17 protein-coding genes are annotated in these 20,640 nt (G+C 75.6%); 2 read left to right on the top strand and 15 right to left on the bottom strand.

Features of this window, described 5'->3' with window-relative positions; all coding sequences use genetic code 11:
* Window positions 1–119: 119 nt before the first annotated feature.
* The 4 genes from EBM89_RS03470 to EBM89_RS03455 are packed head-to-tail and all read right to left on the bottom strand — an operon-like array spanning window position 120 to window position 4,948.
* Window positions 120–1,838: a glycoside hydrolase family 13 protein gene (locus tag EBM89_RS03470; protein WP_122148067.1), complete on the bottom strand. Its 1,719-nt coding sequence runs from the start codon at window positions 1,836–1,838 to the stop codon at window positions 120–122.
* A gap of 25 nt (window positions 1,839–1,863) precedes the next feature.
* Window positions 1,864–2,748, bottom strand: coding sequence for a carbohydrate ABC transporter permease (locus EBM89_RS03465; protein WP_122148089.1), 885 nt, complete (start codon window positions 2,746–2,748; stop codon window positions 1,864–1,866).
* A complete protein-coding gene (locus tag EBM89_RS03460; protein ID WP_122148066.1) occupies window positions 2,748–3,671 on the bottom strand; it encodes a carbohydrate ABC transporter permease in 924 nt (307 codons plus the stop codon). Before EBM89_RS03460 ends, EBM89_RS03465 begins: the two co-directional genes overlap by 1 nt.
* Window positions 3,668–4,948, bottom strand: coding sequence for an ABC transporter substrate-binding protein (locus tag EBM89_RS03455; protein ID WP_439647156.1), 1,281 nt, complete (start codon window positions 4,946–4,948; stop codon window positions 3,668–3,670). The genes EBM89_RS03460 and EBM89_RS03455 overlap by 4 nt, the downstream gene beginning before the upstream one ends.
* Before the next feature lie 147 nt (window positions 4,949–5,095).
* Here EBM89_RS03455 and EBM89_RS03450 point away from each other — a divergent pair, with 147 nt between their 5' ends.
* A complete protein-coding gene (locus EBM89_RS03450) occupies window positions 5,096–6,313 on the top strand; it encodes an ROK family protein (RefSeq protein WP_122148065.1) in 1,218 nt (405 codons plus the stop codon).
* 5 nt (window positions 6,314–6,318) lie between these two features.
* On the opposite strand, the gene EBM89_RS03445 is transcribed toward EBM89_RS03450, so the two are convergent.
* The 3 genes from EBM89_RS03445 to EBM89_RS03435 are packed head-to-tail and all read right to left on the bottom strand — an operon-like array spanning window position 6,319 to window position 8,290.
* Entirely contained in the window at window positions 6,319–6,921 is a 603-nt protein-coding gene (locus tag EBM89_RS03445; protein ID WP_122148064.1) for a CbiQ family ECF transporter T component, read from the bottom strand.
* Entirely contained in the window at window positions 6,918–7,679 is a 762-nt protein-coding gene (locus EBM89_RS03440; RefSeq protein WP_122148063.1) for an energy-coupling factor ABC transporter ATP-binding protein, read from the bottom strand. The genes EBM89_RS03445 and EBM89_RS03440 overlap by 4 nt, the downstream gene beginning before the upstream one ends.
* Window positions 7,676–8,290 carry a biotin transporter BioY gene (locus EBM89_RS03435; RefSeq protein ID WP_122148062.1) on the bottom strand — a complete coding sequence of 205 codons (615 nt, stop codon included), beginning with the start codon at window positions 8,288–8,290 and terminating at the stop codon, window positions 7,676–7,678. Before EBM89_RS03435 ends, EBM89_RS03440 begins: the two co-directional genes overlap by 4 nt.
* Window positions 8,291–8,557: 267 nt before the next feature.
* On the opposite strand from EBM89_RS03435, the gene abc-f reads away from it, so the two are divergent.
* Entirely contained in the window at window positions 8,558–10,156 is a 1,599-nt protein-coding gene (gene abc-f / locus EBM89_RS03430) for a ribosomal protection-like ABC-F family protein (RefSeq protein WP_122148061.1), read from the top strand.
* 46 nt (window positions 10,157–10,202) lie between these two features.
* Here the strand turns inward: abc-f and EBM89_RS03425 are convergent, their stop codons facing one another.
* From EBM89_RS03425 to EBM89_RS03390, 8 genes are read right to left on the bottom strand one after another with little or no spacing between them, the layout of a single operon-like run.
* Window positions 10,203–11,045 carry an alpha/beta fold hydrolase gene (locus EBM89_RS03425; protein WP_122148060.1) on the bottom strand — a complete coding sequence of 281 codons (843 nt, stop codon included), beginning with the start codon at window positions 11,043–11,045 and terminating at the stop codon, window positions 10,203–10,205.
* Window positions 11,045–12,586: an amidohydrolase gene (locus EBM89_RS03420; protein ID WP_233571515.1), complete on the bottom strand. Its 1,542-nt coding sequence runs from the start codon at window positions 12,584–12,586 to the stop codon at window positions 11,045–11,047. Before EBM89_RS03420 ends, EBM89_RS03425 begins: the two co-directional genes overlap by 1 nt.
* Window positions 12,583–13,371 (bottom strand): ABC transporter ATP-binding protein, encoded by a 789-nt coding sequence (locus EBM89_RS03415; RefSeq protein ID WP_122148058.1) that lies wholly within the window; start codon window positions 13,369–13,371, stop codon window positions 12,583–12,585. Before EBM89_RS03415 ends, EBM89_RS03420 begins: the two co-directional genes overlap by 4 nt.
* On the bottom strand, window positions 13,368–15,206 hold the full coding sequence (locus EBM89_RS03410; RefSeq protein WP_122148057.1) for a dipeptide/oligopeptide/nickel ABC transporter permease/ATP-binding protein: 1,839 nt from the start codon (window positions 15,204–15,206) through the stop codon (window positions 13,368–13,370). The genes EBM89_RS03415 and EBM89_RS03410 overlap by 4 nt, the downstream gene beginning before the upstream one ends.
* A gap of 1 nt (window position 15,207) precedes the next feature.
* The gene (locus EBM89_RS03405; protein WP_199731959.1) at window positions 15,208–16,236 is read right to left on the bottom strand and encodes an ABC transporter permease; all 1,029 of its coding nucleotides are present in this window, start codon (window positions 16,234–16,236) and stop codon (window positions 15,208–15,210) included.
* Window positions 16,237–16,239: 3 nt separating this feature from the next.
* Window positions 16,240–17,829 carry an ABC transporter substrate-binding protein gene (locus tag EBM89_RS03400; protein WP_122148056.1) on the bottom strand — a complete coding sequence of 530 codons (1,590 nt, stop codon included), beginning with the start codon at window positions 17,827–17,829 and terminating at the stop codon, window positions 16,240–16,242.
* Between the two features lie 16 nt (window positions 17,830–17,845).
* A complete protein-coding gene (locus tag EBM89_RS03395) occupies window positions 17,846–19,459 on the bottom strand; it encodes a hydantoinase/oxoprolinase N-terminal domain-containing protein (RefSeq protein WP_122148055.1) in 1,614 nt (537 codons plus the stop codon).
* Window positions 19,456–20,607: an S-methyl thiohydantoin desulfurase family protein gene (locus EBM89_RS03390; RefSeq protein WP_122148054.1), complete on the bottom strand. Its 1,152-nt coding sequence runs from the start codon at window positions 20,605–20,607 to the stop codon at window positions 19,456–19,458. The genes EBM89_RS03395 and EBM89_RS03390 overlap by 4 nt, the downstream gene beginning before the upstream one ends.
* Window positions 20,608–20,640: the final 33 nt, after the last annotated feature.

The following is a 20,640-nucleotide window of genomic DNA, read 5'->3' as shown; positions in this document are numbered from 1 at the left end:
GCACGCGCTGCTCCCGTCGTCGGGCCGGTCCCGGCGACCGGCCACCGGGTGACCCTAGCGGCCGGGCGGGCGTGCGCCGCCCGGCCGCTCGGCCCGGCCGCTCGGCCTGGCCGCTCCGCTCAGGCGCCGGTGGCGAACCAGGCCGTCGCCAGCGGCGGGACTACCGTGCCGCCCTGCGTCTCGGCCTCCGGGACGCTCGCCAGCACCAGCCGGGCGCCGTCCGGGACGTCGAGTGGGTACGGCTCGGCGCCGAAGTTCGTCACGACGTGCCACCCGCCGGGGCGGACGTAGTGCAGGACGTCGGGGGCCCTGGTGTCGACCCAGTCCAGACGCTCGGCGCCCTGGAGCGTGCGCCGGGCGGCCAGCGCCCGCCGGTACAGCCCGAGCGTCGTGTCCGGGTCGTCCTCCTGCGTCGACGCGGCGTGCTCGGCGAACCACGCGGGCTGCGGCAGGTGCGCCCCGCCGGTCCCGAAGCCGAACGCGGTGCCGTCGGGGGTCCAGGGGATCGGCACGCGGCAGCCGTCCCGGCCGACCTGGGCGCCGTCGGTGCGGGAGAACGTCGGGTCCTGGCGCTGGTCGGCGGGGATGTCGGCCACCTCGTGCAGGCCGAGCTCCTCGCCCTGGTACAGGTACGTGGAGCCGGGCAGCCCGAGCACGAGCAGCGTCGCCGCCCGGGCCACCCGCAGGCCCCGCTCCCGGTCGAGGTCGGCCTCGGGCCCGCCCTCGACCAGCCAGCGGGCCGCGCGCTCGCGCGGGGCGAGGCCGTCCCCGCGGGACGCGACGCCGTAGCGGGTGGGGTGCCGGACGACGTCGTGGTTGGACAGCACCCAGGTGCTGGACGACCCGGAGCGGGCGGCCAGCGCCAGGTTGTCCGTGATGATCCGCCGGAAGTCCGCGGCGGCGGGCTCGGCGAGCAGCAGGTCGAAGTTGAACGACTGCCCCAGGCTCTCCGGCCGGGCGTACAGCGGCACGCGCTCGGCGTCCACCCACGCCTCGGCGACCGCGGCGCGGGGCGGGTCGTAGGAGTCGAAGACCTCGCGCCACTCGGCGTAGACCTCGTGCACGTCGTCCCGGTCGTACAGCGGGTGGTTCCCGTCGCGGGGGAGCGCGGCGATCTCGGCGGCGGACGGCAGCGGCTCGGTGAGGTCCTTGGTGAGCATGTGCGCCACGTCGATCCGGAACCCGTCGACCCCGCGGTCCGACCAGAACCGGAGCGTGCGGACGAAGTCGGCGCGGACCTCGGGGTGGTCCCAGGCGAGGTCCGGCTGCTCGGGCGCGAACGAGTGCAGGTACCACTGGCCGTCCTCGACGCGCCGCCAGGCCGGGCCGCCGAACGAGGACTCCCAGTCGGTGGGCGGCTCCGCTCCGTCCGGACCCGAGCCCTCGCGGAACAGGTACCGGGCGCGCTCGGGCGACCCCCGCCCGGCGGCCAGCGCGGCCTGGAACCACGCGTGCTGGTCCGAGGTGTGGTTCGGCACGATGTCGACCACGACCTTGATCCCGCGCGCGTGCAGCGCCGCGACCATCGCGTCGAAGTCGTCCAGCGTGCCGAGGCGCGGGTCCACGTCGCGGTAGTCGGCGACGTCGTAGCCGCCGTCCGCGAGCGCCGAGGGGTAGAACGGGCTCAGCCAGACGGCGTCCACGCCGAGGTCGGCGAGGTAGTCGGCGCGGTCGGTGATCCCGACCAGGTCGCCGAGCCCGTCGCCGTCCGCGTCGGCGAAGCTGCGCGGGTACACCTGGTAGACGACGGCCTGGCGCCACCAGGCGGGGACGTCCCCGGGCGGCGTGCTCGCGGCGGTCGCGGCGGTCTCCGGGGTGGCGGTGTCCTGTGCGGTCATGCGGGTGGTTCCTCCTCGGGGTCGGTCAGCCCTTGACGGCGCCCTGGGTGACGCCTTCCATCACCCAGCGCTGGGTGAACAGGTAGGCCACGATCGCGGGCGCCATGGCCATGAGGTACGAGGCGAAGGCGACGTGGTAGTTGTTGCTGAACTGGCTCTGGAACAGGTTCTGCCGCACCGGCAGGGTCTGCATCGCGGGGTCCGCGATGATCAGCGACGGCATCATGAAGTCGTTCCAGGCGTACAGGAACGCGAAGATGCCGACGGTCGCGCTCATCGGTGCGAGCAGCGGGAACACCAGCCGCCAGAACGTCTGCCACGTCGTCGCCCCGTCGAGGCGCGCGCTCTCCTCGAGCTCCTCGGGGATGGAGCGCAGGAACGCCGTGAACAGCAGCACGCTGAAGCTCAGCTGGAACATCGTCGCCAGCAGGATGACGCCGAACGGGTTGTCCAGCCCGACGCGGCCGGTGAGCTGGATCTGCGGCAGGGCGACGACGGGGAACGGGATGAACATCGCCGCGAGCAGGTAGTAGAACGAGTAGCGGAACAGCCGGTGGCCCCAGTTGCGCATGATCGCGTAGGACGCGAACGCCGCCAGCAGGATCGTCGCGACGACCGTGCCCGCGGTGACCAGCAGCGAGATGCCCGCGCCGACCGGGAAGGTCGTGAGGTTCCACGCCTGCACGAACCCGTCCACGCTGAACGGCGACGGCAGCGAGAACGCCTGGCCGTCCACGGCCTGCTCCGGCGTCTTGAACGCCATGGAGACGGTCACGTACAGCGGCAGCAGCACGGTCACCGCGCACAGCACGAGGATCACCGTCCACGACCAGCTCGTGCGCTCGGTCCGGACCCGCCGGGTGGCGCCGCGCGCGGTGCCGCGGGTGGGGGAGGTCGTCTGCGTGGCCATCACGAGGCCTTCCGGGTGCGCGTCAGGGAGAGCTGCAGCAGGGAGATGAGCACGGCGACGACGAAGAAGATCGTCGCGTTGGCCATCTGGTAGGCGTAGTCACCGCCGTTGAAGCCCGCGATGATCGTCAGCGCGACGCTGCGCGTGGCCGTGCCGGGGCCGCCGTTGGTGAGGCCGACGATGATGTCGTAGGCGTTGAGGTAGCCCTTGAACCCGAGGATCACGTTGATGACGACGTACCCGGCGACCAGCGGCACGGTGATCCGCAGCAGCCGCTGGGTCTTGGACGCCCCGTCGAGGTCGGCCGCCTCGTACACCTCGCCCGGCACGGACAGCAGGCCCGCGATGTAGATGAGCATCGTCCCGGGGATGGACTGCCACGCGGTGACGACGACGACGGCGACCCACGCGAGGTCCGGGTTGGCCAGCAGGCTGGTCTCCAGCCACCCGATGCCGGTGGCGGCGCCCGCGGCGGGCAGGGCGTTGGAGAACAGGAAGTTGAAGACGTACGCGATGATGATGCCGCTGATCACCATGGGGATCACGAAGACCGTGCGGAGCACGACCTTCATCCGGATCCGCGAGGTCAGCCCGACGGCGAGCAGGAACGCGACCACGTTGACGACGACGACCGTCGCGACGGCGAAGCCGAACGTGAACAGGTAGCTCTGCAGGATCGCGGGGTCGCTGAACATCGCGACGTAGTTGGTCAGCCCGACGAACGACCAGTCCCCGATGCCGATGGAGTCGGTGAAGCTGAAGAAGATCCCGACGATGCCCGGCACCGTGATCGCCAGGGTGAACAGCACCACGGTCGGCAGCAGGAACAGGTAGTAGATCGGCTCCACGCGCCGGCGGCGGCGCCGTGGGGGCGGGGCGGCGGCCGCGCGGGTCGCGGTCCCCTCGGTGACGGTGCTGGTCATGGCGTCGGCTCCTTCGTCTCGGACACCGGGGCCGGCTGCCGGAACGCGAGGCGCGCCCAGTCGGCGTCGAGCGTGCGCAGCATCCCGGCCGGCTCGTCGCCGAGCAGCACGGCCTGCGCGTAGCTGTTGACCGGGATGGTCTTCGGCACCAGCACGGACGGGCCTTGGTAGACCAGGCCGTCCTCGTAGTAGGACGCCATCCCGGCGACGCGGGGGTCGTCGGGCGGGGCGGCGTCGGTGGTGGGCGTGAACCCGAGCTGGGAGGCGTTGTAGGCCTCGATGACCTCCGGCTGGTAGAGGTACTCCAGGAAGTCGCGGGCCGCCTCGGGGTGCCGGGCCTCCACGGGGATCCAGGCCGCGAGGTCGACGTTGACCCGGACCCGCAGGTCGTCGGGGTCGTCGGTCATCGGCAGCGGGAACGTCCCGAGCGCCAGGTCGGGGGAGGTCTTGGCGATCTCGCTGAACGCCCACGGCCCCTGCAGGTACATCGCGGCCTCGCCCTGGGCGAAGGCGAGGTTGCCGTCGCCGTAGGCGCGGCTGGCGGCGTCCGGGTTCACGTACTGCGCGAGCTCGGTGGCCTGCTCCAGCGGGCCGGTGAAGTCCTGCTCGAACGACACCGCGCTGTCCGGGCCGACGTCCGTGCCCTGCTCGGCGAGACGGTCGAAGAAGTCGATCACGTCGAGCTGACCGCCCACCGCGTAGTCGAACCAGCCCTGGGCCACCGTCCAGTCGTCCTTGAACGTGGCGTAGATCGGCGTGATCCCCGCGGCCTGCAGGGTCTCGCACGCGGCGATGAGGTCCGACCAGGTGCGGGGGACCTCGATGCCCTGCTCGGCGAAGATCTGCTCGTTGTAGATCACGGACGCCGCCATGACCGAGTAGGGGAGCGCGCTGGTGCGCCCCGGGTAGGACCCGTACTGGTCCATCAGCGGTTGCAGGTCCGGGCGGATCCGGCTCGCCGCCTCGGTGTCCGACAGGTCGGACAGCGCCCCGCGCTGCACGAACCGGGCGGACTCCATGTTGTAGTTCGCGAGCGCGATGTCGGGCGGGTTGCCGCGCACGAAGCTCGCGGACACGACGTCCACGCCCGAGGTGTCGAGCACGACCCGCGCCTCGCTCTGGGACGCGTTGTACTCGGCGACGAGGTCGGACATGAAGCCGATCGCCTCGCGCTTGCTGAACGTGAACCGCACCTCCTCGCGGCCGTCCTGCGCGCACGCCCCGAGCAGCACCCCGCTGGTCAGGACCGCGAGCACCGACGCGACCGCGCGGCGCACCCGTCCTGGTCGAGAGATCCCTTGCACCATCGTCCCCTCCGTCGCGGACACCGGTTCGGGCGACGTCGTCGTCGCCCACTAGATCTACTTGGCAAATCAAGTCTGCTCCGGCAGTGTGTCAGCGCGGAGGAAGGACGGTCAAGACCTGTGACGACCCAGCAGACGCGCGCGGCGGCGCCCCGGCCCGCCAGCCTGGACGCCGTGCTGTCCTGCGCCTGGGGCGCCGCCGACCTCACCGCCAGCGACGTCATCGCCGCGACCGGCCTGACCCGGTCCACCGTCATCGAGGCGCTGGACGCCCTCGCGGCGCGGGGGCTGCTGCGCGAGCTGCCCAACGCCCGCGAGGCCGGGGACTACCGCAAGGGCCGCCCCGCACGCCGGTTCGGGCTGCGCGCCGACGGCGCCCTCCTCGCCGGCGTCGACAGCGGGCAGGTGCACGTCACCGCCACCGTCGCCGACCTGCGGTGCGTCCCGCTCGGTACCGCCCGGGCCGTGCTGGGCCCGGAGCACGACGACCCCGCCGCGCGCCGGGCCGCCGTGCTCGCCGCCGTGGACTCGGCGCTCGCGGCCGCCGGGCGCTCGCGGGCCGACGTCCTCGCCCTGTGCGCCGGGGTGCCCGCGCCGGTGAACACCCACGGCGACTCGCCCCCGCACCGTGACGGCTTCTGGGACCGGATGAATCCCGGACTGCGGGATGCGTTCGCCTGGGCGCCGCTGGTCCGGGTCGAGAACGACGCCTCCCTCGCCGCGGTCGCGGAGGGCGAGGTGGGGGCCGCCGTGGGCAGCCGCAACTACGTGGCGCTGCTCGCGGGCGACCGCCTCGGCGCCGGGGTCGTCGTCGACGGCCGGGTGCTGCACGGGGCGCACGGCGGCGTCGGGGAGATGGTGGCGTTCGACCTCGTGGAGGGCGTCGGCGCGGCCGCCGGGCTGGGGGCTCGCGCCGCGCAGTGGGCGGCCGAGGCCGTGGCCCGCGGCGAGGTCGCGCCGGACGGGCGGCTCGCGGCGGTCGCGGCGGACGACCTCGACGGGCGCCGGGTGCTGCGCCTCGCCGCCGAGGGCGACCCCGACGCCCTGCGCGTCGTGCAGCGCGTCGGCGCGACGCTGGCGCGGGTCGTCAGCGTCCTGGCCAGCATGTTCGACCCCGAGCGGATCGTCGTCTCCGGGGCGGTGTCGGCGGGGATCCAGCAGGTCGTCGAGGCCGCGCGCGCTGCGCTGCCGCCCGGGCTGGACCTCCCGGCGCCGCACCTCGGCATCTCACCGCTCGGAGCCGAGGTCGTCGTCACGGGGGCGCTGGTCGAGGCCCGCCGGGCGGCGCGACGGCACGCGCTGGACCTGTGGCCGACGGGGGCCGGGCCGACGTCGTAGCGTCGTCAGTCCACGATGCCGCGGGCCGCCAGCGCCTCGCCCAGGTCGCGGGCGCGTCCGACGACGCGCAGCACCGCCGGGGTCAGCCAGACGCGCGGGTCGCGCTCGGCGCCCCGGGCCCGGGCGGCGTCCCGGACCTCCTGCACGGTGCGGGCGATCTCCGGCACCGTGCGCAGCACGAGCGCGACGGCCAGAGCCAGGACCTCGGGGGAGAGGCCGACGTGCCGCAGCGGGCGGGCGGCGCGCGCGAGGACGTCGAGCAGCCGGTCGGCGGAGGTCGTGGCGGTGACGACGGCGGCGGCGAGCACCAGCGTGAGCAGGTCGGCGACCACCTCGACGGCGGGGCCCCAGCCGCGCGCCCACGCCTGGTAGGCGCCCGCGAGCACCGCCGTGACCAGGACGGGCAGCAGACCGCGCAGCGTGGCCCGCGCGGGCAGTCGGGCCACGGCCGCGGCGATCAGCACCAGCGCGAGCAGCCCGAGCGACGTCGGGACGCCGCGGGTCGCCACGACCGCGATGCCGAGGACGGCGAGGCCCGCGAGCTTCGCGCCCACCGGTGCCCGGTCCAGCGGCCCGCGCGCGGTGCGGTGCGCGCCGAGGAGCGTCACGCGGGCCCCGCTGGTGCTGCGGGGGTGGGGGGCAGCATCCGCGCGCGGTACGCCGCCAGCGCGGCGGCGGGCGGGCCGTCGTGCACGACCTGGCCGTCGTCCACGACCAGCACGCGGTCCGCGTGGGCGGCGGCGTCGAGGTCGTGGGTGACCTGGACGACCTGCTGCGGCAGGTCGGCGAGCAGCGCGTCCACGACGGCGCGCCAGCGCAGGTCGAGCAGCGTCGTCGGCTCGTCGCACACCAGCACGTCCGGCTCGGTGGCGAGCACGGCGGTCAGGGCGAGCAGCTGGCGCTGGCCCCCGGACAGGGCGCGCACGGGGAGGTCGGCGCGGTCGGCCAGCCCGACGCGGTCCAGCCACGCGCGGGCGGCGGCGTCCCGCCCGGCGGCGGGGACCCCGGCGCGGCGCAGCGAGAGCGCGACGTCCTCGACCGGCGTCGGCATGACCACCTGCGCGTCGGGGTCGGTGAACAGGAACCCCACCCGGCGTCGCACGGCCGCGCCGTCCCGCGCGGTGTCGAGGCCGTCGACCCGCACGGTGCCGGAGGAGGGCAGCGTGAGCCCGTTCAGCAGCCGCGCCAGGGTGGACTTGCCGGAGCCGTTCGGCCCGACGACGGCGATCCGGTGCTCGGTCAGGTCCAGGGTGACGGGGCCGAGGATCCGCACGACGTCCTCGGCCGCGCGCCGCGCCCGTCCGCGCCGTGGGCCGTCGGCCGCCGGGGCGTACGCGGTGACGACGGCGGCGTCGAGCGCGATCACCGGCCGCGCAGCAGGTCCGGGAAGGCGCGCAGCGCCGCGGCGGCGACCACGGCGGCCAGCGCGTTCTTGATCAGGTCGCCGGGCAGGAACACCGCACCGGCCGCGACGGCCTCGGACGGCGCGAGGCCGAGCCGCCAGCCGAGCACCGCGATGCCGAGCGGGTGCACGGTGAGCAGGGTCGAGGCGACGGCCGCGCCGAACAGCGCCGGGATCCGCCAGGCCGGGCGCACCCGGCGGGCGAGCAGCCCGAGCCCCCCGGCGACCGCGGCGGCGAGCGGGAACGCCAGCAGGTAGCCCGCCGACGGCCCGGCCAGCACCCCGAGCCCGCCGACGGCGCCCGAGAACACCGGCAGCCCGGCCAGCCCCACGGCGACGTACAGCAGCAGCGCGAGGGCGCCGCGGCGCGGCCCGAGCACCAGGCCGGTGAGCACCACGCCGAACGTCTGCAGGGTGATCGGCACGGCCCCGCCGGTCGGGATCGCGGGCAGCACCGCGCACACGGCGACGAACGCGGCGAACGTCGCGACCAGGGCGACGTCGGTGGCGACGGAGGTGCGGGCCACCGGCGCGGGCAGCGCGGCCTCGGCGTCGGGGCGGGGCGTGTCGGACATGGGGCCTCGTCGGTCGGTGCGGCTGGGTACCCGGTCACGCTAGCCCCGCCCCGATCCCGCGGTCCCCGTCCGACCCGCCCAACCCCGCGCCGCCGCGCCTGGAGGATTCCCCCAGCCGGGGCCGCGACGTCGGGCACGGGAATTCCGGTCGGGACCCGCGCGCTGGGACTCGTAGACTGTCCGGCGTTTGTGCCGGGGCGGCGACGCGGGCGCGCGGCAGACGCTGACGAACCGACCGCGCACGGCCAGAAGGACGAGGAACCACCAGTGATCACAGCCCAGGGCGTCGAGCTCCGCGTGGGTGCGCGCGTGCTGCTGTCGGAGGCGACGTTCCGCGTCGCGCCCGGCGACCGCATCGGCCTGGTCGGGCGCAACGGCGCCGGCAAGACCACGCTCACCAAGACGCTGGCGGGGGAGACCCAGCCGACGGGCGGCACGATCACCCGCGGCGACGAGGTCGGCTACCTGCCGCAGGACCCGCGCTCCGGCGACCTGTCCGACCTGGCGATGCACCGGGTGCTGTCCGCCCGCGGCCTCGACAAGATCGTCGCGCAGATGCGCGAGACCGAGGGCCTGATGGCGTCCGCGGACGACGCGACCCGCGAGGCCGCGATGGAGCGGTACCCGAAGCTCGAGGCGCGGTTCACCGCGGGCGGCGGGTACGCGGCGGAGTCCGAGGCGCACCGCATCACGTCGAACCTCGGGCTGGACGAGCGGGTGCTCGGCCAGCCGATCGGCACGCTCTCCGGTGGCCAGCGCCGCCGCGTCGAGCTCGCCCGCATCCTGTTCTCCGGGTCCGGCACGCTGCTGCTCGACGAGCCGACCAACCACCTCGACGCCGACTCGATCGCGTGGCTGCGCGACTACCTCAAGGTGTACCCGGGCGGGTTCATCGTCATCAGCCACGACGTCGAGCTGCTGCGCGCGACCGTCAACAAGGTGTTCCACCTGGACGCGAACCGCGGCGAGCTCGACCAGTACAACCTCGGCTGGGACGCGTACGTGCAGCAGCGCGAGACGGACGAGAAGCGCCGCCGCCGGGAGCGGGCCAACGCCGAGAAGAAGGCGTCGACCCTGATGGCGCAGGCCGACAAGATGCGTGCGAAGGCCACCAAGGCTGTCGCGGCGCAGAACATGGCGCGGCGCGCGGAGCGGATGCTGTCCGGGCTGGAGGAGGTCCGCGCGTCGGACAAGGTCGCGAAGCTGCGCTTCCCCGAGCCCGCGGCGTGCGGCAAGACCCCGCTCACCGCGGCCGACCTGTCCAAGTCCTACGGCTCGCAGGAGGTGTTCGCGGGCGTCGACCTGGCGATCGACCGCGGGTCCAAGGTCGTCGTGCTCGGCCTGAACGGCGCCGGCAAGACCACGCTGCTGCGGATGCTCGCGGGCCTGCAGGAGTCCGACACCGGCGAGGTCCGCGCCGGGCACGGCCTCAAGCTCGGGTACTACGCCCAGGAGCACGAGACCCTCGACATGGACCGCACCGTGGTGGAGAACCTGCGCTCGTCGGCGCCGGACCTCACCGACACCCAGGTGCGCTCGGTGCTGGGCTCGTTCCTGTTCTCCGGGGACGACGCCGACAAGCCCGCGCGCGTGCTGTCCGGCGGCGAGAAGACCCGCCTGGCGCTCGCGGCCCTGGTGGTGTCGTCGGCGAACGTGCTGCTGCTCGACGAGCCGACCAACAACCTGGACCCCGCGAGCCGCGAGGAGATCCTCGCGGCGCTGCGCGGCTACACCGGCGCGGTCGTGCTGGTCAGCCACGACGAGGGCGCGGTCGAGGCCCTGAACCCGGAGCGGGTCGTGCTGCTGCCCGACGGCGACGAGGACCTGTGGAACCCGTCCTACCTGGAGCTCGTGACGCTCGCCTGAACGCGGTGCCCCCGCCTGAGCGCGCGACCCGCGCCCGCCCGGCGGCTCAGGCGGTGCGGCGGGCGTTGGTCGCGATCAGGTCGACGTACAGCGGCCAGAGCGCCTGCTCGACGCGGTGGCCCATCCCCGGGACCAGGTGCAGCTCCGCGCCCGGGACGGCCGCCGCGGTGAGCTCGGCGGCCAGCGGGGCCAGCCCCGGGTCCTCCGCGCCGTGCACGACGGTCACCGGGACCCGGATCGAGCCGAGCCGCGGGAGCCGGTCGTCCGCGCGCAGCAGCGCGCTGATGTGCCGCCAGAACCCGTTGGGCTCGTAGCCCCGGTCGATCTGCAGGGCGGCGTGCGCGCGCTCGGCGTCCTCGTCGAACGCGAACGCCGTCGCGTGCATGGCCCGCTGGGTGGCGACGAACTGCTCGACCGCGACGTCCCGGGGCAGCGGCCGCTGCGGCACCATCGCGGTGGCCGCGTACTGCGGCCCGCGCAGGTAGGCCGGGTCCAGGCCGGGGATGCCGGACAGCACCGCGAGGCTGCGCACCCGCGCGGGGTGGTCCAGGGCGAGGTACTGGCCCATGATCGCGCCCATGGAGTGCCCGGCGACGTGCGCCGACGCCAGCCCGAGCGTGTCGAGCACCCGCAGCACGTCCAGCGCCATGTCCTGCACGGCGTAGCCGCCGTCCACGTCCTCGGGGGCGCCGAACCGCTGGGACAGGCCGGTGTCGCGGTGGTCGAACCGGATGACCCGGAACCCCCGCTCGACCAGCAGGTCGCAGAACGGTTCGCGCCACTCGACCAGCTGGGTGCCGCCCCCGCCGACCAGCACCAGCGGCTCGCCGTCGTCGGGTCCGACGACCTCGAAGTGGATGCGGACGTCGTCCGTCGTGGTCAGCGGCATCAGCGTGCTCCCTGCGTCGCGTCGGGCCCGGGCAGGTCGTCCAGGGCGCTCCAGGTCCAGCGGCCGCCGACGGCGGTGGCCGCGACGGGCATCGTGCGCAGCACCGCGGCCGGTGCGGCGAGCGGGTCGGCGTCCAGCACCGCGAGGTCGGCGACGTCCCCGGCGCCCACGGTGAGCGGCCCGCGCACGGACGCGGCGAGGGCGACCGCGACGGGCAGGTGCTGCTCCGGGTGCCAGGCGGGGCGGTCGTCGTCGGACCGGTGCACCGCCGCCGCGACGGCGTGCCACGGGTCCAGCGGGGAGACCGGTGCGTCGGAGCCGAGCCGCAGCGGGACCCCCGCCCGGTGCAGCGACCCGTACGCGAAGGCCCGCCCGGTGCGGCCCGCCCAGTGCCGGTCGGTGACGTCCCGGTCGTCCAGCGCGTGCTGCGGCTGCACGCTCGCCACCAGGCCGAGCCGCGCGAACCGGGCGAGGTCGGCCTCGCGGACCAGCTGGGCGTGCTCGATCGTCCCGGGCAGGCCGAGGCGCTCGAAGGTGTCGAGCACGTCCGAGGCGGCGCGGTCGCCGATCGCGTGCACGGTGGCGCGGATGCCGTGCGCGGCCGCCCGGGTGAGCAGCCCGGCGAGCGCGTCCGGCGCGACGGCCTCCAGCCCGCAGGGGTGCGGGTGGTCGGGCGCGAGCCCGGGGTAGGGGTCCCAGCACCAGGCGGTCCGGGTGTTCAGCGACCCGTCGACCACGACCTTCAGGGGGCCCATCGTGACCAGCCCCGCCGGGTCGAGGGCGTCCCCGGACCGCAGGCCCCGGTCGATCACCTCGTCCAGCCGGTCGGGCCAGACGGACGCCTCGACGCGCAGCAGGTCCGCCCCGGCGGCGACGCGGCGCGGCCACTCGGTCGCGTTGTCGGCGTTCTCCAGGTCCACGACGCCGACGACACCCCGGCGGGCGGCGGCCAGCCCCGCGGCGCGGAAGGCGGCGTCCGACGGGCGGGTGCGGCGGCGCAGCGCGTCGAGGCCGTGGATCCACGGGCCCTCGCGCAGCACCCCGTCCGGGCCGCGGTCGACGTCGACCAGCGCGGCGGCCGCTGCGCTCAGCCAGCCGCAGTGCAGGTCCTGGCTGACCAGCACCACGGGCCGCCCTCCCGCGGCCGCGTCGATCGCCTCCCGCGTCGGGGCGTCCGGCCACAGGGCGTCGCGGAAGCCGTGCCCGACCAGGACCTCGCCGGGCCAGGACGGCAGCGCGGCCCGCACGAGGTCGAGCGTCCCGGCGGCCGTGGTGGCGGGCGTGAGGTCGAGCCGCTGCCCGAGCTCGACCCACTGGGTCAGGTGCGCGTGTGCGTCGTGCAGCCCGGGTGCGAGCCAGCGCCCCGCGAGGTCGACGGCGGGCACCCCCGGGACGTCCGGGTGGGTGCCGCCGGGCACGACGGCGGCCACCCGGCCGCCCGAGAGGAGCACGTCCCGGGTGCCGGTCGACGCGAGCAGGCGTGCGCGGCGCAGCAGCACCGGGGGAGCGGTGGCGCCGCGCGGGGTCGGGACGGTCCTCACGCGTCCGCCAGGACCAGGGGCTGCCCCATCACGGGGATCGAGCGCAGCAGCTCGCGGGTGTACGGGTCGGCCGGGTCGGCGAGCACCCGCTCGGCCGGGCCGTGCTCCACGACGCGCCCGGCGCGCATGACGCTGACGTCGTCGCTGACGTACCGGACCACCGCGAGGTTGTGCGAGATGAACAGCACGGTGAGCGCGAGGTCCGCCTGCAGGTCACGGATCAGGTTGAGCACGACCCCCTGCACGGAGACGTCGAGAGCCGAGGTGATCTCGTCCGCGACCAGCACCTCGGGCTCGGCGGCGAGCGCGCGGGCGATGGTGATCCGCTGGCGCTGGCCGCCGGAGAACGCCCCGGGCAGGTCGCCCGCGCGGCGCGGGTCGATCTGGACCCGGTCGAGCAGCGCGGTCACGCGCGCCTCCCGGTCGGCCCGCGAGGTCCGTCGCCCCGTGGCGAGCAGGCCCTCCGCGACCGACAGCCCGACGGGCAGCCGCGGGTCCAGGGCACTCATCGGGTCCTGGAACACCATCTGGACCCGCCGCCGGGTCCGCCGGGCGTACCGGGACGGTCCGGTGACGTCGACCCGACCGAGGAAGACCTGCCCGGCGGTCGGGCGGACGAGGCCGACGGCCGCGCGCGCCAGGGTGGACTTGCCGGAGCCGGACTCGCCGACCAGGCCGTGCGTCGTGCCGGGGCGCACGGTCAGGTCGACGGCGTCCACGGCGGTCTGGGCGCGGGCGCCGTGGCCGTAGCGCACGGTGACGCCGCGCAGCTCGAGCTCGCTCATGCGGGGACTCCCTTGCGGGTCGGGCGGCCAGGTCGGCCGGGTCGGGCGGGCGGACCCGTCCGGCCGGACCGGTCGGTCGCGCCCGGATCGAGGGCCGGCGCGGCGTCGTCGGGCGCCTCCGGCTCCACGACCGGCAGCGGCCGGGTGCGGTCGGTGGTCATGTCGGGCACGCAGGCGATGAGGCCGCGGGTGTACGGGTGCGTCGCGTCCTGCCAGCGCCGCGGGTCGAGCTCCTCGACGACCCGCCCCGAGCGCATCACCACGACCCGGTCGCAGAACCCGCTGACCAGGGCGATGTCGTGCGAGATCAGGAGGATCGCCGCGCCCGTCTCCCGCTGCGCCCCGCGCAGCGCGCCGAGCACCTGCCGCTGCACCGTGACGTCGAGGGCAGTGGTCGGCTCGTCGGCGACGATCAGCCGCGGCGTCACCATGAGGCCGGTCGCGATCATCACGCGCTGCCGCATGCCGCCGGACAGCTCGTGCGGCAGCTGGCGCAGCCGGCGCGCGGCCTCGGGCACGCGGACCCGCTCCAGCGCGGCGAGCGCCCGGGCCCGGGCCGCGGCGCGCAGGGTGCGGGCGTGCACCTCGGTCACCTCGGTGAGCTGGCGCCCGACGGTGAGCGACGGGTTCAGCGAGCTCAGCGGGTCCTGGAAGATCATCGTCTGCTCCAGCCCGAGGCGGGTGCGCTCGGCGGGCGACGGCGGCCGGGTCATGTCGATGCCCCGGAACACCAGCCGCTCGGCGCGCACCCGGGCGTCCGGCCCGAGCAGCCCGGCGACGGCCATCGCGGTGACGGACTTGCCGGACCCCGACTCGCCGACCAGGCCGACGACCTCGCGGGGCGCGACCCGCAGGTCCACGCCGTGCACCCGCTCCACCAGCGAGCCGTCCTCGGCGGCGAACGCGACGCGCAGGTCCCGCACGTCCACCACGGGGGCGTCGTCGGCCACGGCCGGCGCTACGCCGGTGCCCGCGCGCGGCGGTCGCCCGCCGGCCCGGCCGCGGCGGCGACCACCCTCGCTCAGCACCTCGCCGAGCAGGGCCAGCAGCACGCCGGTGAGCACGATCGCGAGCCCGGGGCCGACGGCGGCCATCGGGTCGACGTAGATGCGCCGGGCGCCCTCGTTCAGCAGCCGGCCCCAGTCGTAGGCGGGCGCCTGGACCCCGAGGCCGAGGAACGACAGCGCCGCGAACGACAGCAGCGACACCGAGGCGTGCGCGGCGGCGTTCACCAGCAGCGGCGGCAGCACGTTGGGCAGCAGGTGCACGCGGGCGGTGCGCAGCGGCGCGCTGCCGAGCATCCGTGCGGCGTGCACGTACTCCGTCCCGGCGACCGACGCCGCGAGGGTGCTGACCAGGCGGGCGAACACGGGCACGCCCGCGAACCCGACGGCCAGCATCGCGCCGGTGGCGGTGGTGCCCCAGATCACCGAGAAGAACAGGGCGAGCAGCAGCCACGGGAACGACAGCAGGATGTCGACCAGCGCGTTGACGGCGCGGCGCAGCGCCGCGGGCAGCACCGCCGCGACGATGCCGACGACCGCGCCGCCGACCACGGAGATCGCGGTGGCGCCGAGGGCCAGCAGCACCGACAGCCGGGTGGCGACCAGCACGCGGGCGAGCAGGTCGCGGCCCAGGTCGTCGGTGCCGAACGGGTGCGCGAGGCTCGCGCCCTGCTGCCGGGCGGCGAGGTCGCGGGTGTCCGCGGCGTCGCCGAGCAGGGCCGGGCCGAACGCGGTGACGAGCGCGAGCAGCAGGAGCCCGGCGGCGACGGCCGCGCCGCGGGGCGTCGCGAGGGTGCGCAGCAGCGCGGGACGGGGGCGGGTTCCGGGCACGTCAGGCCTCCGCGACGGTGGATCGGGGGTCGAGCACGGCGAGGGCGAGGTCCACGAGCAGGTTCGCGACCAGCACCAGCACGGCGTAGACGAGGACGACGCCCTGGATCAGCGGGTAGTCCTTGGCGCTGATCGAGGACACGATGGTCGAGCCGATGCCGGGGATGACGAACACCGTCTCGACCAGCACCGTGCCCGCGACCAGCCCGACCAGGACGACGCCGCCCGCGGTGAGCGCCGCGCCGACGATGTTCGGCAGCGCGTGCCGCAGGTACAGCGTCGCGGCGGGCAGCCGCTTGCTGCGGGCCGTGGTGAGGTACGGCTCGTCCAGCACGCGCAGCATCTCCACGTGCACGATCCGCGCCAGGTACGCGAGCGGCCCGGCGGCCAGGGCGACGACCGGCAGCACGGCGTGCGCGGGCGTGCCCCAGCCGGCGGGCGGCAGCGCGCCGAGGGTGACCCCGAACACCGAGACCAGCAGCACCGCGAGCAGGAAGCCCGGCACCGCCACCAGCACGCCGAGCACCCCGGACACGACCAGGTCGAGCCCGCGCCGCCGCCCGCCGCGGGCGGAGACCGCCGTGGCGACACCGACCGGGAACGCCCCGACCGCGGCGAGCAGGAACGACAGCCCGGCGAGGGTCAGCGTCGCGGGCAGCCGTTCGAGGAGGATCGTCGCGACCGGGCGCTGCGAGGTGACCGAGGTGCCGAGGTCGCCGGTGACCAGCCCGGTGACGTAGTGCCCCAGCTGCGCGCCGAGCGGGCGGTCCAGCCCGAGCTGCTGGCGCAGCGCCTCGACCGTCTCGGGCGAGACGGTCGGGCCGAGCGCGGCCCGCACGGGGTCGCCCGGCACGAGGTGCACGAGGAAGAACGCGGCGAGTAGCACGAGGACCAGCGAGACCAGCGCCCGGGCGAGGCGCGCGAGGACGAACGCCAGCCGGGGGTGCGCCGCCAGCCCGGCACGCCCGGCCGGTCCCGCGGGGGGACCGGCCGGGGTGGTCGCCTCGAGGGCGGGGGACGGGAGCGTCACGCGTCAGCCCAGCATCCGCACGGACGTCGGCATGATGCTGCCCGGCATCTCGACCGTCGCCCCGTTGAGGTACGTCGGCGACAGGGTGTCCGCGACCGGGAGCGTGTCGACCCGCTCGATGAGCTCGCGCTCCGCCTCGAGCCACAGCCCGCAGGCGGTGTCCGCGTCCGGGGCGACGAGCGCCTGCTCGGCGAGGGCGTCGTACTCCGGGTTGTCGACGGCCATGAAGTTGTAGCCGCCCTCCTCGCTGTGCGCGCCGAGGAAGAACAGGCTGAGCACGACGGGGCTGCCCGGGGCGAGCTGCACGAAGCCGGTGTCCCAGTCGTAGGTCTGGTACAGGTCGGCCGCCCACCCGGCGGAGTCCTCCGCGACGAGCTCGGTGGTGATGCCGAGCGCGTCCCACTCCGCCTGCACCTCCTCGGCCGCCGCCCCGTGCGAGGGCGTGCCGCCGTCGTAGATGAACCGGATGGTGAGATCCCGGGCGCCGTCGGCCCCGGCCGGGTAGCCCGCCTCGTCGAGCAGGTCGCCCGCGGCGTCCAGGTCGGTCTCCGGCAGCTCCCACAGCGGGCCGTCGGCCACGCAGGTCAGCGGCGTCTTGTTCACCAGGGACACGGACTCGAGGTACTGCCCGTCGGTGACGAGCTCGCCCACGGCCTCGCGGTCCAGCGCGAGGGCCAGCGCCCGACGCACCCGCTCGTCGGCGGTCGGCCGGTCCGGGCGCTCGTTGAACAGCATCTGCCCGATGGGGTTGAGCACGCCGACGGAGTCCAGCCCGGCCGCGTCCACCCGGGCGCGGTCGGCGCCGATCACCGACGCGGCGTTGAGCTCGCCCGACAGCAGGAGGTTGGCCGCGGTGGCCTCGTCGCGGATCACCCGGGCGACGATCTCGTCCGGCAGGCCCGCCGTCTCGCTGGTCACGCCGTCCGGGCCCCAGGTGTACCCGTCGCGCTTGGCGTACGTGTAGTCGGCGCCCGCGGTGGCGTCGGCGAGCTCGTACAGTGCGGTGCCGTTGGTCGCGTCGGTCAGGGTCTCCGGGTCGTCCAGCCCGGCCTGGCAGACCATCTCGACCGCCCCGGTGGACTGCAGCAGGAACGGGTTGGTCGCCGTCGTCGCGATGGTCAGCGTCCGCCCGTCGGCGGTGGCGGTCATGTCGGCGGTCACGTTGGAGCCGAACCAGAACGTCCCGTGCTCGGGGTCCGCGTGGTAGGCGATGTTCGCGGCGGCGGTCTCGGCGGTGAACTCCGTGCCGTCCGCGCAGGTGATGCCCTCCTTGAGCGTGTACGTGATCGAGGTGGGGGACTCCTCCCAGCTCTCGGCCAGCCACGGGATCGTCTCGCCGTCCTCGGTGGTGTACACCAGCGACTCGTAGCCGAACGGGACCAGGCCGCGCTGCACCAGCGAGACGCCGGTCAGCGGGGACAGGCTGCCCGGGTCGTCGTTCACCGCCAGGGTGAATGTGCCGCCGGACACCGGCGTGCCGCCGGTCGCGGCGCCGTCCTGACCGGCGCCGCCCGAGCCGCAGGCGGTCAGGGTCAGCGCGGCGACGGCCGCCAGCGCGGTGGCGGGGGCGAGGCCCCGGGGTCTGCGAGTCATGGTGTGGCCCTTCGTCTCAGGAGGGGAGCAGGGAGGTGCGGGGGCTGGTGGTGCCGGTCGGGGAGAGCCGGGCGAGCGGGCCGGCGGCCTTGACCGCGACCCGGACGGTGGGGCGGGTCGCGTAGGACACGGGCGTCTCCAGCACGTCGACGATCTCGACGGCGTGCGGGTCGGCACCGGCCTGGATCGCGCGCTCGACGGCCTGCCGGCTGGCCTCGGCGATGGCCGCGTCCCGGTCGGCGTGGTCGCAGAGCTGGTCGGCGCGGCCCCCGGCGAGGGCGATGGCCGCGCCCACGGCGTTGGCGACGTCGCCGCGCCCGGGGCGCAGCACCTCGCCCGCACCCGCGACGGCGTCCGGCACGAGGAACCCACCGCCGCCGACCACGACGAGCGGCAGGTCGGTGCGCCCGAGCGACATCCGCTCGACGGCGGCCTCGACCCGCTCGTGCGCCACGGCCAGCGCGGCGGCGAGGGCGTCGCGCGTGCCGCGGGGCAGCCCGGGCAGGTCGTGGCCGGGGACGGTGCCGGGGCGGACCGCCGCGGCGGCGTCGGTGAGCGTCGGCGTGCCGCCGCCGAACAGCAGCCCCTCGGTGCGGATGCGGTGGCCCACCGAGTCGGTGAGCGGCACCCGGCGGTCCAGGTCGACCACCGTGCCGCCGCCGAGCGCGACGCTCAGCACGTCGGGCATCCGGAAGTTGGTGCGCACCCCGCCGATCTCGCGCGGCAGGGTGGACTCGCGGGGGAACCGGTCGACCAGCACGCCGAGGTCGCTGGTGGTGCCGCCGACGTCCACCACGACGGCGGCGTCCGCGCCGGACAGCCGGGCGGCGCCGCGGATCGAGTTCGCCGGGCCGGAGCCGATGGTCAGCACCGGGTACCGGGCGGCGTACTCGACCGCCATCAGGGTGCCGTCGTTCTGGGCGAAGAACGTCGCGGCGTCCAGGCCCTCGTCGGCGACCGCGACCAGCAGCGCCCGGGTGACGTCCCCGGCGACGCGGTGCAGCGCGGCGTTCAGCACCGTCGCGTTCTCCCGCTCCAGCAGCCCGAGCTCGCCGACCTCGTGGCTGAGGGACACCGGCAGGTCCGCCCCGGCGTGCTCGGCGACCAGCGCCGCCACCTCGAGCTCCTGCTCCGGGAACGACGGGCTGAAGATGCCGCACACCGCGACGGCGTCGTACCCGCCGCCGGTGCGGTCGAGGCCGTCGAGGAACCGGCGGACGCCGTCCAGGTCCAGCGGCGACAGCGGGTAGCCGTCCACGAGGTGCCCGCCGCCCGCGAGCAGCGCCCCGGCCAGCACGGTGTCCCGCAGGTCGGACGGCCAGCCCACCAGGGACGGGAAGTCGGTGGACGCCGGGGCGCCGAGCCGCAGCACCGCGACCCGGCCCAGGTCCCGGCGGCGGACGATCGCGTTGGTGGCGTGCGTCGTGCCGAGCATGACCCGGGACACGGCGTCGCGGGCGGGCCCGAGGTCGCGCAGCACGGCGGCCAGCGCCGCACGCACCCCACCGGTCACGTCCTCGGTGGTCGCCTGCTTGGTCCAGGCCAGCACGGTGCCGTCGGCGTCGAGCACGACCGCGTCGGTGTTGGTCCCGCCGACGTCGATGCCGACGGACAGGTCCCGGCCGCTCACGCCCCCACCGCCGCGGTGCCGTCGAACGGCACGTAGTCGAGGTCGTACCCGAAGGCGCGGGGCCCCGCGAGCTCGATGCCGCGCGGGGTGCGCCACAGCGGGTCGCACGCCCAGGCCAGCACGCTGACCCGCTGGCCGAACCGCAGCATCTCGGTCGAGATCGCCTCGCCCGTCTCGGAGTCCACCACCGTGACGAGGTCGGGCACGCTGACCAGCACCTCGCCGTCCTCGACGACGACGAGGTTCTCGTTCTGGATCTCGACCCGCAGCAGCCGCCCGCGGTCGGGGCCGACGCCCTGCACGGTCACCGAGCCGCGGGTGAACCCGCCCTCGGTGACCCGGTCGATGTCGATGACCTTGCCCGCGACCAGCACGGCCGCGCCGAGCTCGTCGGCGACCTCGGCCACGGGGTCCGCGGCGCCCAGCAGCCGGCGCCCCACCTCGACGGCCCGGCTGACGGTGCCCTCGATGACGGCGCCCGGAGCGGTGCGGTGGTCCAGCAGGTAGTGCGCGCCGAGCGCGATGCCCCCGGCGGCCACGGTGAACGCGCGGGCGTGCCGCTCCAGCCAGGCGATGTCCCGGGTGCGCAGCACGGTGACGTTCCCGACGACGTCGGCCATCACCGCGAACTCGCTCGCCAGCCCGGCGACGTTCATCGCGATCATCGTGGCCTGCGGGAACGCGCGGCCCATGCCGTCGGCGTCCAGCACCTGCAGGCCGAGCTGGGCCGCCCAGCCGACGGGCGCGACGCCGTTGCTGCCGCCGATCTCCGCCGCCATCAGCGTCGTGACGCGCCGCCCGACGAGCTGCTCCACCTCGTGCACCAGCGTGCGGGCCTGCGCCGCGGCGCCGAGCATCTCGATGCCGACGGACGGGGCGCCCATCGCCGACAGGTTGATGACGACGTCGTCGGCGGTGAGGTCGGCGACCCGCACCAGCGGGACCGGGCCGTGCTCGGCGACGGCGGTGCCGACGGACAGCCGCACGGTGTGCACCGCCCCGCCGCCGCCGGTGCCGAACACCGCGGCGCCCGCCGCGAGCGGGGCGACGTCGTCGGGGCCGACGGCGGTCAGGGGCCGCAGGGGCGGCGGGGACGGCTCGGGTGGCGGGGGCGTGGTGGCTGCCGCGAGGGCGGTGCTGCGGGGCATGGACCGACCGTACGAACCGGCTCTGACGTGCGA

The organism is Cellulomonas triticagri (assembly GCF_003696205.1).
Lineage (GTDB): Bacteria > Actinomycetota > Actinomycetes > Actinomycetales > Cellulomonadaceae > Cellulomonas > Cellulomonas triticagri.
This window is presented reverse-complemented; position numbering and strand designations above follow the sequence as displayed.

What these genes read in the sequence shown, in the direction of transcription:
- EBM89_RS03470 (WP_122148067.1), bottom strand. Translation starts at nt 1,838, where the DNA reads ATGACCGCACAGGACACCGCCACCCCGGAGACCGCCGCGACCGCCGCG.
- EBM89_RS03435 (WP_122148062.1), bottom strand. Translation starts at nt 8,290, where the DNA reads ATGTCCGACACGCCCCGCCCCGACGCCGAGGCCGCGCTGCCCGCGCCG.
- EBM89_RS03465 (WP_122148089.1), bottom strand. Translation starts at nt 2,748, where the DNA reads ATGGCCACGCAGACGACCTCCCCCACCCGCGGCACCGCGCGCGGCGCC.
- EBM89_RS03400 (WP_122148056.1), bottom strand. Translation starts at nt 17,829, where the DNA reads ATGACTCGCAGACCCCGGGGCCTCGCCCCCGCCACCGCGCTGGCGGCC.
- EBM89_RS03415 (WP_122148058.1), bottom strand. Translation starts at nt 13,371, where the DNA reads ATGAGCGAGCTCGAGCTGCGCGGCGTCACCGTGCGCTACGGCCACGGC.
- EBM89_RS03390 (WP_122148054.1), bottom strand. Translation starts at nt 20,607, where the DNA reads ATGCCCCGCAGCACCGCCCTCGCGGCAGCCACCACGCCCCCGCCACCC.
- EBM89_RS03460 (WP_122148066.1), bottom strand. Translation starts at nt 3,671, where the DNA reads ATGACCAGCACCGTCACCGAGGGGACCGCGACCCGCGCGGCCGCCGCC.
- EBM89_RS03425 (WP_122148060.1), bottom strand. Translation starts at nt 11,045, where the DNA reads ATGCCGCTGACCACGACGGACGACGTCCGCATCCACTTCGAGGTCGTC.